Origin of the sequence: Corallococcus sp. AB049A, assembly GCF_003668885.1 — a bacterium.
Classification (GTDB): Bacteria; Myxococcota; Myxococcia; order Myxococcales; family Myxococcaceae; genus Corallococcus; species Corallococcus interemptor.
Window position 1 is genome coordinate 1 of record NZ_RAWL01000214.1, and the last position, 14476, is coordinate 14476.

Sequence of the window (14476 nt, forward strand, 5' to 3'; positions counted from 1 at the left end):
GCGCACCATGGACGAGCAGCGCCCCGCCACGCCCCCGGCCCGGACGGACCCCTCCATCGACCTGCTCCATCAGCGGACCCGTCAGCCGCTGGAGGTCATCTTCTCCCCCCGCAGCGTCGCGGTGGTGGGGGCGAGCGAGCGCCCGGGCAGCGTGGGCCGCACCGTCCTCTGGAACCTCATCAGCAGCCCGTTCGGCGGCACCGTCTACCCGGTGAACCCGCAGCGCCCCAACGTCCTGGGCATCAAGGCGTGGCCCTCCCTGCGCGCGCTGCCGGAGCCCGTGGACCTGGCCGTCATCGTCACGCCCGCGAAGTCCGTGCCGGCCATCATCCGCGAGTGCGCGGAGGTCGGCGTCAAGGGCGCCATCATCATCTCCGCCGGCTTCAAGGAGACGGGCCCGGAGGGCGCGAGGCTGGAGCAGGAGGTGCTTCAAATCGCCCAGGCCGCGAACCTGCGCATCATCGGCCCCAACTGCCTGGGCGTGATGCGCCCCACGAGCGGCTTCAACGCCACCTTCGCCAAGGGCATGGCCCGCCCCGGCAACGTGGCCTTCATCAGCCAGTCCGGCGCGCTGCTCACGTCCATCCTGGACTGGAGCCTGCGCGAGGCCGTGGGCTTCAGCGCGTTCGTCTCCGTGGGCTCCATGCTGGACGTGGGCTGGGGAGACCTCATCGACTTCCTCGCGGATGATCCGATGACGCGCTCCATCCTGCTGTACATGGAGTCCATCGGCGACGCGCGCGCCTTCCTGTCCGCCGCGCGCGAGGTGGCCCTCACCAAGCCCATCATCGTCATCAAGGCCGGCCGCACCGCGCAGGCCGCGCAGGCCGCCGCGTCCCACACCGGCACGCTCGCGGGCAGCGATGAAGTGCTCTCCGCCGCCTTCCGCCGCGCGGGCGTGCTGCGCGTGGACTCCATCGAGGACCTGTTCCACATGGCGGAGGTGCTGGCCCGCCAGCCCCGGCCCTCCGGCCGCAGGCTCACGCTGCTCACCAACGCGGGCGGCCCCGCGGTGCTCGCCACGGACGCGCTCGTGTCCGGCGGCGGCGAGCTGGCCGTGCTGTCCGACGACACCCGCAAGCAGCTGGACGGCTTCCTGCCGGCGCCGTGGAGCCACGCCAACCCGGTGGACATCCTGGGAGACGCGGACGCGGAGCGCTACGCGAAGGCCCTGGAGACCACCGGAGCGGACCCCAACAGCGACGGCCTGCTCGTCATCCTCACGCCGCAGGACATGACGGAGCCCACCAAGACGGCGGACCGCCTCAAGGGCTACGCGAAGCTGCCCGGCAAGCCCGTGCTCGCGAGCTGGATGGGCGGCTCGGAGGTCGCCGCCGGCGAGCGCATCCTCAACGACGCGGGCATCCCGACCTTCGGCTACCCGGACACCGCGGCCCGCATCTTCAACTACATGTGGCGGTACTCGGACAACATCGCCGGGCTCTACGAAACGCCCACGCTGGCGGAGGAGCCCTCCGGAGGCAGCGACGTGGCGCGCGCGCTGGTGGATGAAGCGCGCGCCTCCGGCCGCACCCTGTTGTCCGAGTTCGAGTCCAAGCGCCTGCTGGCCGCCTACGGCATCCCCACCGTGGAGACGTGGCTGGCCACGTCCGAGGACGAGGCCGTGGAGAAGGCCCGCGCACTGGGCTTCCCCGTGGTGCTCAAGCTGAACTCGCTCACGGTGACGCACAAGACGGACGTGGGCGGCGTGAAGCTGGACCTGCGTGACGAGGCGCACGTGCGCGAAGCGTTCCGCGCCATCCGCGACGCGCTCACCGGGCTCGGCCTGTCCGGCGCGTTCCAGGGCGTCACCGTGCAGCCCATGGCGAAGCTGGACGGCTACGAATTGATTCTGGGCAGCAGCCTGGACGCGCAGTTCGGGCCGGTGCTGCTCTTTGGCGCGGGCGGCACGCTGGTGGAGGTGATGCAGGACCGGGCCCTGGGCCTGCCGCCCCTCACCACCACGCTGGCGCGCCGGATGATGGAGCGCACGCGCATCCACCATGCGTTGAAGGGCGTGCGCGGCCGGGCCCCCGTGGACCTGGCCGCGCTGGAGCGGCTGATGGTGCGCTTCAGCCAGCTGGTGGTGGAGCAGCCCCTCATCCGCGAGCTGGACATCAACCCGCTGCTCGTCTCCGGGGATCGCATCATCGCGCTGGACGCGCGCGTGGTGCTGCACCCGCCGGACGTCAGCGCCGCGTCGCTGCCGAAGCTCGCCATCGAGCCGTATCCGCACCAGTACGCGAAGCTGCTCACGCTGAAGAACGGTGAGCAGCTGCTCGTGCGCCCCATCCGCCCGGAGGACGAGCCCGCCATGGGCCGCTTCCACCAGGCCCTGTCCGAACAGACGGTGTTCATGCGCTACGCGGGCCTGATGAAGCTCAGCCAGCGCGTGGCCCACGAGCGCCTGGCGCGCATCTGCTTCAACGACTACGCGCGGGAGATGGCGCTCGTCGCCGAGCGGCCGTCACCGGACGGGAAGGGTGGGGGAGAGATTCTCGCGGTGGGCCGGCTCACGCGCCTGCGCGGCACGAAGGACGCGGAGTTCGCCATCACCGTGAGCGACCCCGCGCAGCGGCTGGGCCTGGGCACGGAGCTCTTGCGGCGGCTGGTGGAGATTGGCAGGGACTGGGGCCTGCGCCGCATCGTCGCGGACATCCTCACGCGCAACCGCGGCATGCAGGCCGTCAGCAAGAAGCTGGGGTTCACGCTCCTGGAACACGAGGAGCTGGCCCCGGACATGGTGAAGGCCGTGAAGGTGCTCAACGGCTGACCGTGCCCGGGGCCCGTACGGCCCTACGGCACTACACGTCGTCGCAGGGCGTGCCCAGCCGCGCGCCCGTGTAGACGCCCAGCTCGTTGTAGATGAACGGCAGGTTCTCGTTCACCGGCACCGCGCGCAGCTTCTGGCGCTTGCTCTTCACCACCCAGAACGACGGCTCCTCGCGGTCCACCACGAGGCGCAGGTCGCCGCCCTGCGTGGAGAAGATCTCGCCCCGCGAGTCGGTGACGACGTTGAGCATCTTCTGCTGCTTCACCTGGCCGCGCTGGCCCGTGAAGATGCGGAAGCTCTTGTTGTCCGCGCCGATGCCGCGCTCCACCAGGTAGTACACGCCCTTGTCGTCGCGCAGCAGCGCGTACGGCTGGAACTTCGTCGGGTTGGGCTGGTAGGTGGCCTTGCGCAGCAGCTCCTTGGCCTGATCCGCCGGCACCGGCTGCTGCGGCAGGCTCTTCTCACCGCAGCTGAGCGTGCACGTCTTCAGGTCGTCGCTCAGCCGCAGATAGGAGACGACGCGGTAGTCCATGCCGCGGAAGTTGTCGTTGGCCTTGGGGTTGAAGAAGCGCGGCTCGAAGAACATGCCCTCCTTGCTGTCGGGGTAGCCCACGGGGGCCACCTGCGTGAACGTCTTGCCGTCCCCGTAGTACAGCTCGCCGTCGTGCTCGGGGGTGTGGGGGATGAGGACCGTGTAGTGGCCCTTGCCGTCCGCGCACACCTGGGCGGACTCCAGCACCATGCGGTCGCGCAGCTTCTGCTCCTGCTTCCAGGGCGGATCCATCGCGAGCGCGGCTTGCGGGGCCAGGACGAGCCCCAGGGCGATGACCATGCGTCGAAGTGTCATTGTCGGTGGGCTTTCGTTCTAGAGGTTGTCGGTGAAGAAGGTGGTGGCCGCGTCCGGCTGGACCGTGTCGCGCTCCGTCACGGACCAGATGACCTTGCGCGCCTCCAGCTTCAGCGCCTGCTGCGCGTCCATGCGGCACTCCACCGTCTGGAGCTTCTCCTGGACGGCGCGCTTCGCCTCGTCCGAGCGCGCGCACAGCTTCTGGAGCGACTCCAGCGCGCCCACGCAGTAGCTGCCGAAGGAGATGTCGTTGATCTGCGCGTCCGTGATGGAGTCCCAGGCCACGGTGGACGTCAGCTTGGAGCCGCACGCCTTGTTCGTCTCCGCCAGGGCCTCCGCGAGCTGCACCTCCGCCTGGTTCGCCCAGAACTTGCGGTCGAACACGAGCATCCCCTGGTACTTCTTGTCGCCTTCCAGGTCCTGGTAGCGCTCGAAGATCTTCTCCACCTTCAGCGCGCCCGTCTTGCCGGTGTCCGGCTTCAGGTGCGTGTAGCCCGTGTGGTTCACGTCGCTGAAGATGAGGTCCTCGTAGCCGCCCCGGTTCTCCACGGAGACGAAGCGCTGGCTGCGGCCGCGCCACTGGGTCCAGTAGTGCGTCTTGCCGCGCTCGCTGTTCACCGACGCGACCAGCACCTGGCCGTCCAGCTCGCTCTTCGTGTTGTCGAAGGCCACCAGCGCCTTGTGCGAGTCACCGGGCTCCAGCCCGATGAGGGTGACCCGCTCGCCGGCCTCGTTCGAATACACCTTGCCGCTGACGGGCTTCGTGCCCGCCACCGCGCTGTCGGGCCGCACGCCCCGGGAACACCCCAGGGACAGCGCCACGACGCCCACTGCCAGTAGGACTCTCACGACGACTCCTTGAATGGCGGACGCGCCCCCGCTCTGGAGCTTCCGCGCGCCCGGACGACCCTAGAGGTCGATATCGTACTGCGAACAGTATTGTCGGACCCTGGGACGTTCCGTTGCCGGGACCCGGGTCCATTGCGCCCGCGCATTCGCCAGGTCGTGCTGCTGGCAGTACACGCGGGTGAGCAGGGAGAAGGACAGGCCGGTGATCTTCGTGCGCTGGCTGCGCCGGATGTGACGCAGCGCTTCCGACGTGTTCGACGCGTCCAGCGCCTTCTGCGCCGACGCCAGGTCCTCGCGCACGCTGTCCGGCATGGACTCGGCGGCGCTGGTCCGGGGCTTCGGCTTCGTCGTCACCGTGGGCGGCTCCGCCACGGGCTGCTGGGGCTCCTCGGGAGCCACTGGCGGATCCGCCGGCGGCGTCTGGGGCTCCGGCTCCACGGGCTTCTTCGCCTCCACGGGCTGCGTCACGACCGCGACGGGCGGGGGATTGGCGGCCGGGCTCTTCCAGAAGAAGGCGACCGCGAACGCGATGATGACCGTCAGGCCCACGGCCACGGCCACCGGCCACTTCGCGCGGGAGGGGGCCAGCGGCTGCGCGGGCAGGGACGCAGTCTGGGGCCCGGAAGGCGGGGGAGGCGTGTCGTGGCCAGCGTGGGGGCGCATGCCCACCGTGGGGATGTGCTCCTCGCGGTCCGGCGGACGCGGCGCCGACGGGGCCGTGGGGCTCACGGGGCGCGAGCGCTGCTCCGGCTTCACCTCCGAGAGCGTCTGGAGCGGGCTGCCCGTCAGCTCCAGGATGAACGCGCCCACGTCCGGGTAGCGGTCCTCCGGCTTCTTCGCCATGGCGCGGGAGATGGCCGTCACCATGTGCGGCGGCGTCCCGGGGGCCAGCGACAGGAGCGGCGGCGGCTCCAGGTGGACGATCTGGTAGATGAGCTCCGCGACGTTGTCGCCGGAGTAGGGCGGCCGGCCGGCGAGCATCTCGTAGACGATGCAGCCGAACGCGAAGAGGTCCGTGCGCGCGTCCACGTTGCTGTTGTGGCCCATGGCCTGCTCGGGGGCCATGTACTGCGGCGTCCCCATCAGCACGGAGTCCAGCGTCATCACCGTGCGTGCGTCCACGAGCTTGGAGATGCCGAAGTCGAGCAGCTTCACGCGCTCGCCCACGACGCCGCCCGCCTCCGTGGGCACCAGGAACACGTTGCCCGGCTTCAGGTCGCGGTGCACCACGCCCGCGCGGTGCGCCGCCTGGAGCGCCGCGCCCATCTGCCGCGAGATGGAGATGACGTCCTCCAGCGGCAGCTGCTTCTGCTTGCGCAGCCGGCGCGACAGGCCCTCGCCGCGCAGGTACTCCATCACCATGAAGGGCGTGCCGTCCTCCAGGGTGTCGAAGTCCAGCACCTCCACGATGTTCGGGTGCCCCAGCCGGGAGGCGATCTCCGCCTCGCGCCGGAAGCGCACCGCCACCTCTTCCGACAGCGCCTCCGCGCCGTGCAGCACCTTGATGGCGACCTGCTTGCCCGGCAGGCGCAGGTGGCGCGCGAGGAACACCGCGCCCATGCCTCCCCTGCCCAGCACGGTGCCAATCTCATACGTGGAGCGCAGGACCCGGCCCGTCGTCAACGGCTCGCTCTGCGCGGAGGTCGGTTCGGTTGGCTTTTGCATCGGCGGTTTAAATTCCTACTAAACCGGGCCGACACGATTGGAAAGCACCTGGGTCGAATCCCCCCTCACGGGTCGTCTGAGTCAGCTCGGGCTCTCAGGTTCTGAGAGCCCGAGCTGTATTTTTATCCCGCGACGGAAAGTGACGCGCGCTACGGCATGGCCGGCGGCAGCACCAGGTCCGACTGGATGGCTTCGGCTTCGTCGATGTGCTGCTGCACGGCCTGCCGCTCGGCCATGGCCTCCTGGGCCAGGGCCTCACTGGAGACTTGCGGCGACAGCAGGCTGTCCGCGAGGAAGGCGGTGCGCGCGTGCGCGTTCAGCTGCGCGCTGATCAGCGCCAGGTCGAGCGCGGCGCCCTTGGCCGGTGCGTCCGGCCCCTGGAGGATCAGCATCAGCTGCTGGACCTCCGTCTGCAGCTGGAGGCTCAGCGGGCTGTCCTCGGGCGTGATGCCCTCGGCCGCGAGCAGCGCGTCCAGCCGTTGTTTCACGGCGGTGTGCTCGGTCACCATCTGGTTGTTGAAGTCCCGCACGGCCTCGTCCGTGGCGAGCGGCGCGGCGTACTGCCCCAGCATCACCTCGCCCTCGTTGGCCACCTGCAGGACGCGGGCGATCTGCGCGTCGGTGAGCGTCAGGTTCACGCCCGCGTCGGTGCCCGCGTCCGGCAGCTGCTGCTGCGGCACGTCCTGCGGCACCGGGTCCTTGCTCGCGTCGCTTCCACACCCGTACCCCAGCGCCAGCGCACCCGCCAGCAGCGTCCCCATCCAGAATTTCGCTGTCCGCATGTTGAACCCCCCCATGAATGTCGCGGAGGCAGGATGGGAAGCCGCTGCGTCCGCGGCCATTCGCGCCTGAGCCGTTGCCAGTGTGCCCGGGTGCACAGGCCGGGCAGGCAGGGGGGCCTGGGCATGGCTCCAGGCCCCATGTCTGCCTTTCGGGAGTGGGTTGCGCCATTTCTCATACTTTGAAATTCGCAAGCCATGTTTCATGAATTGTTGACACTGAAACAATCTTTGTTGTTCCGTTGTCACGGATGACAGTAGCCCAGCGGATCACAGTTCTGTCGCTGCACCAGGGCTCCGCGAGCATCGTCCGCGCGCTGGTGCCCCACTTCGGGCTCCCTCCGGCGGAGCTTGCCGCGCGGCTGTTCCGCGCTCCGGCGGTGCTGGCGGGAGGCCTTCCGGCGGAGCTCGCCCGGGGGCTGTCGGAGGTGCTCGGCAACGCCGGCCTTCGCGTGGTCGTGGAGCCGGATGACGCGCCCCTTCCTCCACCCGCCGGGCGGACCTACGACGTGGCGCTGTACCCGCGCGACGCCGGGCGCTTCCGTGAGGTGTGCGCGGAGCTGGCCTTGGTCCTGGGCTGTCCCCTGGCGGACGCCGCCGCGGCGCTCTGCGCCACGCCGCCCACGGTGCTGGGCTCCGTCTCCCAGGCCACGGTGGACGCGCTCCAGGCGCGCTTCGCCCCGCTAGGGGCGGAGGTGGACGCCAGCCATCCGCCCACGGCCCGCTATGACGTCTTCGCCACGGACGCGGTCAGCCTCGCGGTGGTCCGCTCGGTGCTCGAGGCCCAGGGCGTGACTCCGGGGGAGCCTCCGCTGGTGGCCCGCGACCTCTCGCACGAGCAGGCGGAGCGCGTGTGGAAGGAGCTGGGCCCACGGGGTGGGGTGCGGCTGCTGGACCATGCCTTCCAGCGCTTCGACGTCAGCCTCCTGGAGGCCCCCGCCGACGCCGGCTTCGCGGAGTTGCTGGTGCGTGAGACCGGCATGCCGCAGGCGCTGGTGCCGAAGGTGCTCAAGCGGCTGCCGGTGGTGCTGCACACGGGACTGTCGCGCGCGGACGTGGTGGCGCGCACCGCGCCCCTGGAGGCCGCGGGCGCGAAGCTGGCCGTGCAGCTCATCAACTTCCGCAGCTTCCGCGTGACGGTGGAGGACTCGAAGGATCCCGCCGTGGCCGCGGAGGTGCTGTCCCCGGCGCTGGGGCTTTCCGCCAGCGAGACGCGCACCGCGCTCTCCCGGCTGCCGCATACCTTCCCGCACGCGGTGGGGGACACGCGCGCACGCTGGCTCGTCGCGGAGCTGCGGGCGCGGGGCACGCGCACCGCCCTGGTGCCGCAATGAGCGCCCTCGCGCTGCACTTCCGCGTGGCCGAGCAGGGCAAGGTGCTCGCGCTGGCCGGCCGGCATGACGAGGCGCTGCGCCATTACCGCGAAGCGCTGCGGCTGGCCGCGCTCCAGGGCGGCTCCGACGTCTGCCAGCGTCACTATGCGTGGTGCGTGCTCGAGTCGCTGGAGCGCTCGGGGGCCCACGAGGCCGTCATCTCCTTCTGCCAGCGCGTGGAGGCCCACTACCAGCAGCAGCCCCCCGCGACGGAGCTGGCCGTCCAGGACCTGGCCGCGCACCACGAGCGGCACGGGCTGGCGCTGGCGAAGCTGGGGCGCCTGTCGGAGGCGCGCACGCGGCTGGAGTCCGCAGTGGCGCTGGCCGGTGCCGGGCGGCTCCCGCTGTCGGAGCGGGTGCTGGGCTGGGCGCGGTCCGGGCTGCACGTGGACGCGCGCCGCATCTCGCTGGAGCAGGACCGTCACGCCTACTGGGTCGTCCGTCCCGACACTGTTCGTCCCGAAGTCGCCGTCGCACTTCCTCCCGCTGCTTCACCTCTGGGGTAGACCATGCCGAAAGCAGGGAAGATCCTCGCGGATCTCAACATCTCCGATTTCATCCGGGACATGGGGCTCGCCATCGCCGAGGCCCAGGAGAAGCTGGACACCAACAGCGTGGATCAGACGCTGCGCATGGGGCGGACCGTCCTGCCCGGCATGACGCAGAACCTGCTGTCGCTGGGGCTGCGGCCGGCCTTCTACCACTTCCAGTACGCCGACCTGGAGGTGAACCTCAACGTCTACTACTCGACCACCATCGACGCGGGCGCCACCTTCAACTACGACAACGAGAACGCATCGAGCGCGTACAGCCTCGAGACGTCCTCCGCCAGCGGCAGCGCCACCCTCACCGTGCAGGACGGCGAGGGCATTCCGCCGTACGCCTGTCTGGCCTTGGTGGCCAACGCGGCGGGCCACCTCACGGTGGGCACCACCAGCTACGCGCTGGATGGCGGCGTGGGCCCCAACACGACGGGCCTGGCCGTCACCCGCCAGGACACGCTGTGGGAGACGGCGCAGGAGCTGCTCGTGGCCCTGCGCGACAACTCCGTCTGGACCAACCAGTCCGCGGGGGACCTGCAGGGCGTCTTCATGGACTGGGAGATGCAGTCGGGCGTCACCGCCAGCACCAACCGCCCGGACCTCTACGCCATCGACCGCTCGGTCATCACCGTGCGGACCTCGCCGCAGGCGGCGCCCGGCGACAACCTGGTCATCGCGCGGCTGGGCGGCGTGACGCCCGCGCCCGCGCTGCTGCTGCCGGCCACCAGCGGCACGCGCTACACCAGCGCCGCGGCGACGGTGGGCGCGGCGCTGGCGGACATCGGCCAGCAGGTGGATCCGGCGGGCTTCCTCGTCGTCTCGGGCGCCGACTGCAACCGGGCCATCTACTTCGACAGCGACGTCCACGACGTGCCCACCACCTCCCACGGCACGGACCGCGAGCCCTCCGCCGTCCTCGACGCGGTGGCCGCGCTGTTGCTGGAGACGCCGTCCGCCTCGCTGGAGCTGGAGGGCTGGGCGGACCTGCGCACTCCGCCGGCCCCCGGCTACAACCAGCGCCTGTCCCAGAAGCGCGCGGACTTCGTCCTGCGTGCGCTGACGTCGCGGGGCGTGCCGGCCAGCAGGCTCAAGGCCCGGGGCATGGGCGCGACGGTCAGCTTCAGCGGCTCCGACCTGGCGGCCAACCGGCGCGTCGTCTTCCAGTTCACCGGCGTGCCCGCGGCGCTGGTGGCCCGCACCATCGCGGCCACGGCCGCCTTCGACCCCACGGGGACGGACCGGGAGGCCCGCATCGTCCCGCGCACGCGCGCCGCGGCGAACGCGCCCACCACGGCCGTCGTCACCTTCCGCGGCACGGACTTCACCCAGGGCACCGCCGCCCAGGGCACCACCTTCGCGGTGGGCGCCACCGCCGAGTCCACCGCCGCCAACCTGGCCCGCGCCATCCGCGACGCCAACGCCAACACCGCGTTCGGCGCCTTCGCGCGCGGTGACCGCGTCTACCTGTACGGCACTGGTGACCACGCCCTGTTCACCCTGTTCGCGCGCACGCACACCGCGCCGGCCCTGTCCGCCGCCGGCTCCATCCGCGTGGCCCGCCGCTTCGGCGATGGCCGTCCCCCGGCCTCGCCCCAGCCGCGTGACACCGTCGTCATCGACAACGTGCAGCTGGTGGCGGTGGAGGCCGGCGCCGCCCCGCAGCCAGGGCAGTTCGCGCTGGGCGTGACGTCCGTGGACACGGCGCGCAACCTGGCCGCCGCCATCACGCAGGGCTCCAGCTCCGGCGTGCTGGCCGCAGGGCTCCAGGCCCAGTCCGCGGGCAGCATCGTCACCGTCTCCGGCCCGTCCGGCACCATGCTGGGCACCAGCAACCCCGCCGCCTTCCTGCTGTCGGGAAACCGCATCGCCGGCAAGCCGTCAGCGGACCGCGAGGAGAGCTCCGAGCGCGAGCTGCGCGCCCTCAACGTGGATGCGCACCTGGCCGTGAAGTACGAGCTGAGCGTGTCCGGCAGCTCGACCATCAAGGCCCGCATGGTGGCCGTGCCCGCGCCGCCCCAGTTCCTCCAGGCCATCGGCGACTACCTCGAACGCTGGTACCCGTAAGGAGGCCCCATGCCCGGAAACAACACCACGCAGGGCCAGCGCGCGATGATGACGGTGCTGGATGCGCCGCTGCCCGAGCTCATCGAGAGGCTCGGGCGCGCGGTGGCGGACGCGCAGCAGGCGCTGGACGTCAACTCGCTCGACATCGCGAAGCGCATGACCGAGCGCACCGTGGACCTGGGCGACGGTCAGCTGTGGAGCCTGCTCGGGCTCGGCTTCACGCCCACGTTCTACGCCTTCGCCGAGGCCACGCTGGAGGCGAAGCTCACCTTCACCATCCGCGAGTCCACGGAGTTCTCCGTGGGCGGCGGCGCGACGGGCGGCATGGCCGGCATCTTCTCCGTGACGGTGAACGCCGAGTACAGCCGCAAGTACGGCTTCGAGGTCCAGGGCGCCAGCTCCATCGCCGCGCGGCTGGTGTCGCTGCCACCGCCCGCCCGCCTGCACCAGCTGCTCAACGAGATCGCCGCCCAGCCGCCCGTCACCGCCTCCACCAACACTTCCGCCTGAAGCGCGCAAGGACCCGGACACCATGCCCAACGTCGGTCAGGAACTGCTGAACGTCCCCATGGGGGACATGATCCGTGAGATGGCGACCGCCATCGCCGAGGCGCAGCTCGAGCTCGACAAGAGCGGGATGCTCGTCGCGGAGATGATGAGCGGCGAAGCACTGCTGCGGGATGCCGAGGGCAACCTCCAGCTCGACGGCTCCGGCAAGCCCATCCGGGTGGACACCAAGGTGTCCTTCGCGGGCACCCCCGCGTCCATGATGGAGCTGGGCTTCGCGCCGAACTTCTACCAGTTCGTGGACACCATCATCGAGGTGAAGATCGCCATCAAGATGACGGAGAGCACGGAGAGCAAGGTGGCGACGCAGAGCACTACCAAAACGGCCGGTGGGCTGCGCCTCTTCAAGCGTGCGGGCACGACCCAGGCCGTGGTGACGACGGTGGATGCCAGCTACACGCGCAAGTACGACTACAGCGTGGAGGGCGCCAGCCTGCTGCGCACCAAGCTGGTGCCCGTGCCACCGCCGGCCCTCTTCGAGGAGCGGGTGCGCGCGCTCATCGCTGCGAAGTCCGGCACCACCCCCACCGCGAAGTAGCCCGGGAGCGCGCGCACCATGCCCACCCAATCCATTGGTCAGGATCTGCTCAACGTCCCCTTCGGGGAGATGGTCCGCAACCTGGGCAACGCCATCGCGGATGCCCAGTACGCGCTGGACAGCGCGTCGCTGAAGATCGCCCAGCTCATGGCGGGCTACCGCATCGACGACAGCGGCAACGCCGTGCGCGACGGGGCCGGCTTCGTGAAGCTGGGGACCACCGAGTATCCGCTGCTCCTGCTCGGCTTCACGCCCACGTTCTACCAGTTCGTGGAGACCATCATCGAAGTGAAGATGGAGATCTCCCTGCACGAGTCGACCGAGGACGAGACCCGGACGCGGGACCGCAAGGTGGACCGTGACAAGGGCATCCTCACCACGCTGGTGAAGGGCCACAAGAGCCACGTCACCACCGTCACGGCGAAGCACTCGCAGAAGTACAGCTATTCCGCCGAGGGCTCGAGCCTCATCCGCACCAAGCTGGTGCCCATCCCCCCGCCGGCGGCGCTCCAGCAGATCTGCGCGGAGATCGCCAAGAGCCTCAAGGGCACGGCGGAGGGCGAGGCCGTGGGCGGGAAGATCGACGCCGCCGTGGGCAACGTCACCTGACGAAGAGGGACGCCGCGCATGTCACACGTCCGCTGGGAAGATCTGCTCGAGGAGGAGGACTCCGCCGCATCCAAGCCCGTCTCGGGCGCGAGCGCCGCGGCGTCCGTGCCCTCGCTGGAGCAGGTGGCCGCCAGCGACCCGGAGCTGGCGGCGCTGCTGAAGGAGCGCCAGCAGCTCGAAGACACGATGAAGGCGCTGAGCGGCGTGCAGGAGGCGCCCGTGGACGAGCGGCTGGCGAAGCAGTTCCCCGTCGTCCAGCACACGCCCCAGTCGCGCATCGCGGAGCGCAAGCAGCACGAACGGGACACCGCGCGGCGGCTGCTGGAGCAGAAGCTGTACGCCCGGCGCCGCACGGAAGCCGAGGAGGCCGAGCGGGTGGAGGAGCTGCGCCGGGAGCGCCTGGAGACAGGGAAGGCAGCCCGGCGCAAGCAGCAGAAACAGCAGACGCTGCGCCAGCAGTGGGCGCGCAAGGCCCGTGAGCGCGCGAAGCTCGCGGTGCGGCTGGCGGAGCGCGTCCTGGAGTCTCCGGGCCGCATGAAGCTGGGGGAGCTGGGGGCGGCGACCCGGCGGCTGGCGGACGTGGCGCAGGAGGCGCGCTCGGTGGCTCGCAAGCCGATGCCTCGGGTGATGGACCTGACGCTGCCCTCCCCGGGCGCTCGCGGTGGGCTTCACGTCGGGAAGATGGTGGCCGGGGCGCGCGAGCTTCGGGGCATGGACGCCGAGGCCCGGATGATGCGCGGGCTGGCGATGGCCGGCATGGACATGGAGTCCATGGAGCAGCGGATGGACATGGAGCTGGAGCGCGCCGGCATGGGCATGGACGACATGGACGCGCGCGACACGGCACGTGACGCGCGGCGGGAACGCGGACGCCAGGGAGCGCGGGATGAGTGACACGACACAGCAGGCTCAGGAGTTGTTCGGCACGCTGGACGAGTACCTGCTCGAGCTGGCCGACGGCCTGGCGAAGGCCCAGCAGGAGCTGGGGGGCATCTCCGCGGCGGGCGCGCCCGGCCGCCAGTTCACCTACTACGTGCCGAAGCTGGAGTTCGAGCTGCGGATGGACCTGCGGGTGGAGACGTCCACCACCACCGGTCAGGTGACCAACGCGAAGGCCCTGAAGATGCGGCCCGTGCGGCTGGCGGACGTGGCCTCCTCGCAGACAAAGACAGAGGTCGTCAGCGTGATCCGCGGCAGCTTCGTCGCGGTGCCCGCCAACGAGGGCCTGCCTCCGGTGGTGCTCGACGCCCGCTGCGTCATGGGCGACGGAGGCGTGCCCGGCGTGGTGGTGCGCGTGCGCAACGCCGCGGGCGAGGCCCTGCCGGGCGTGGAGGTGGAGTTCAACCTGGACCGGAGGACCACGCAGACGCTGTCCGGCGTGGCGCCGCTGGCCGGTACGGACGTGGTGCTCGCGGTGGTGAGGACGGACGCGGCGGGAGATGCGCGCACGACGCTGCGCGTGGCGGCCGGCGAGCGGGCCCGCTTCCTGGCGCTCACCGTGGATGCCGCGTCGCGGACGCTGGCGCTGTCCTGTGAGGTGCCCCGATGAAGGTCCGGGCCGTGTTCCACAAGGCCACGGGAGTCCCCGTGGCGGGCATGAAGGTGGCGTGGTGGGTCCCGGCGAAGGCGGGCACCTTCGAGCCGCGCGACACCGGCGTGACGAACGAGGAGGGCGTGCTGGAGATGGAGGTCAGCAGCGCCACCTTCGGCTCCCATCTTCGATTGGACTCCGCCGGGGTGGCCACCTTCCCGGTGAAGATGAGCAGCACCCTCATCGACTACGGGACGATGGTCGTCCTGGAGCCCGCGAAGCAGGGCGTCCGCGCGGTGTCCTCCATGGCGGTGGAGCCTTCGAAGGAGCCCACCAAGG

Annotated in this window: 14 protein-coding genes; 10 read left to right on the plus strand and 4 right to left on the minus strand. The window is 70.7% G+C overall.

The features are described from left to right. Window positions 1–7 precede the first annotated feature (7 nt). On the plus strand, window positions 8–2773 hold the full coding sequence (locus tag D7X55_RS22395; RefSeq protein WP_121724135.1) for a bifunctional acetate--CoA ligase family protein/GNAT family N-acetyltransferase: 2766 nt from the start codon (window positions 8–10) through the stop codon (window positions 2771–2773). Window positions 2774–2804: 31 nt separating this feature from the next. Here the strand turns inward: D7X55_RS22395 and D7X55_RS22400 are convergent, their stop codons facing one another. The 4 genes from D7X55_RS22400 to D7X55_RS22415 all read right to left on the minus strand — a co-directional run bounded on the left by D7X55_RS22400 (window position 2805) and on the right by D7X55_RS22415 (window position 6916). After that, a complete protein-coding gene (locus D7X55_RS22400) occupies window positions 2805–3620 on the minus strand; it encodes a hypothetical protein (protein WP_233609996.1) in 816 nt (271 codons plus the stop codon). Window positions 3621–3638: 18 nt separating this feature from the next. Then, on the minus strand, window positions 3639–4469 hold the full coding sequence (locus D7X55_RS22405; protein WP_147468359.1) for a hypothetical protein: 831 nt from the start codon (window positions 4467–4469) through the stop codon (window positions 3639–3641). Between the two features lie 60 nt (window positions 4470–4529). Beyond that, window positions 4530–6134 (minus strand): serine/threonine-protein kinase, encoded by a 1605-nt coding sequence (locus D7X55_RS22410; protein ID WP_121724130.1) that lies wholly within the window; start codon window positions 6132–6134, stop codon window positions 4530–4532. A gap of 149 nt (window positions 6135–6283) precedes the next feature. After that, window positions 6284–6916: a DUF4142 domain-containing protein gene (locus D7X55_RS22415; protein WP_120551095.1), complete on the minus strand. Its 633-nt coding sequence runs from the start codon at window positions 6914–6916 to the stop codon at window positions 6284–6286. Between the two features lie 248 nt (window positions 6917–7164). Between D7X55_RS22415 and D7X55_RS22420 the strand changes: the two genes are divergently transcribed. From D7X55_RS22420 to D7X55_RS22460, 9 genes are all read left to right on the plus strand, one after another. Continuing rightward, complete coding sequence (locus tag D7X55_RS22420; protein WP_120551094.1) at window positions 7165–8247, plus strand: hypothetical protein; 1083 nt, start codon at window positions 7165–7167, stop codon at window positions 8245–8247. Then, window positions 8244–8792: a peptidylprolyl isomerase gene (locus tag D7X55_RS22425; RefSeq protein ID WP_120551093.1), complete on the plus strand. Its 549-nt coding sequence runs from the start codon at window positions 8244–8246 to the stop codon at window positions 8790–8792. Before D7X55_RS22420 ends, D7X55_RS22425 begins: the two co-directional genes overlap by 4 nt. A gap of 3 nt (window positions 8793–8795) precedes the next feature. Further along, the gene (locus tag D7X55_RS22430; protein WP_121724131.1) at window positions 8796–10892 is read left to right on the plus strand and encodes an OmpA family protein; all 2097 of its coding nucleotides are present in this window, start codon (window positions 8796–8798) and stop codon (window positions 10890–10892) included. Between the two features lie 9 nt (window positions 10893–10901). Next, the gene (locus D7X55_RS22435) at window positions 10902–11402 is read left to right on the plus strand and encodes a hypothetical protein (protein WP_199747075.1); all 501 of its coding nucleotides are present in this window, start codon (window positions 10902–10904) and stop codon (window positions 11400–11402) included. Between the two features lie 22 nt (window positions 11403–11424). Continuing rightward, a complete protein-coding gene (locus D7X55_RS22440) occupies window positions 11425–11997 on the plus strand; it encodes a hypothetical protein (protein WP_121724132.1) in 573 nt (190 codons plus the stop codon). 18 nt (window positions 11998–12015) lie between these two features. Then, window positions 12016–12606, plus strand: a complete 591-nt coding sequence (locus D7X55_RS22445) for a hypothetical protein (RefSeq protein ID WP_199747077.1) — start codon at window positions 12016–12018, stop codon at window positions 12604–12606. Between the two features lie 18 nt (window positions 12607–12624). Then, window positions 12625–13500 (plus strand): hypothetical protein, encoded by an 876-nt coding sequence (locus tag D7X55_RS22450; protein WP_121724133.1) that lies wholly within the window; start codon window positions 12625–12627, stop codon window positions 13498–13500. Continuing rightward, window positions 13493–14155, plus strand: a complete 663-nt coding sequence (locus D7X55_RS22455) for a hypothetical protein (protein WP_147470170.1) — start codon at window positions 13493–13495, stop codon at window positions 14153–14155. Before D7X55_RS22450 ends, D7X55_RS22455 begins: the two co-directional genes overlap by 8 nt. Further along, on the plus strand, window positions 14152–14476 hold a 325-nt coding region (locus tag D7X55_RS22460; protein ID WP_147470171.1), incomplete at its 3' end, for a hypothetical protein. The genes D7X55_RS22455 and D7X55_RS22460, both read left to right, overlap by 4 nt.

Bases quoted from the DNA above. Each gene is read 5' to 3' on its own strand.
- D7X55_RS22450 (WP_121724133.1), top strand. From the start codon at position 12,625: ATGTCACACGTCCGCTGGGAAGATCTGCTCGAGGAGGAGGACTCCGCC.
- D7X55_RS22435 (WP_199747075.1), top strand. From the start codon at position 10,902: ATGCCCGGAAACAACACCACGCAGGGCCAGCGCGCGATGATGACGGTG.
- D7X55_RS22440 (WP_121724132.1), top strand. From the start codon at position 11,425: ATGCCCAACGTCGGTCAGGAACTGCTGAACGTCCCCATGGGGGACATG.
- D7X55_RS22430 (WP_121724131.1), top strand. From the start codon at position 8,796: ATGCCGAAAGCAGGGAAGATCCTCGCGGATCTCAACATCTCCGATTTC.
- D7X55_RS22415 (WP_120551095.1), bottom strand. From the start codon at position 6,916: ATGCGGACAGCGAAATTCTGGATGGGGACGCTGCTGGCGGGTGCGCTG.
- D7X55_RS22410 (WP_121724130.1), bottom strand. From the start codon at position 6,134: ATGCAAAAGCCAACCGAACCGACCTCCGCGCAGAGCGAGCCGTTGACG.
- D7X55_RS22400 (WP_233609996.1), bottom strand. From the start codon at position 3,620: ATGACACTTCGACGCATGGTCATCGCCCTGGGGCTCGTCCTGGCCCCG.
- D7X55_RS22425 (WP_120551093.1), top strand. From the start codon at position 8,244: ATGAGCGCCCTCGCGCTGCACTTCCGCGTGGCCGAGCAGGGCAAGGTG.
- D7X55_RS22420 (WP_120551094.1), top strand. From the start codon at position 7,165: ATGACAGTAGCCCAGCGGATCACAGTTCTGTCGCTGCACCAGGGCTCC.
- D7X55_RS22455 (WP_147470170.1), top strand. From the start codon at position 13,493: ATGAGTGACACGACACAGCAGGCTCAGGAGTTGTTCGGCACGCTGGAC.
- D7X55_RS22445 (WP_199747077.1), top strand. From the start codon at position 12,016: ATGCCCACCCAATCCATTGGTCAGGATCTGCTCAACGTCCCCTTCGGG.
- D7X55_RS22395 (WP_121724135.1), top strand. From the start codon at position 8: ATGGACGAGCAGCGCCCCGCCACGCCCCCGGCCCGGACGGACCCCTCC.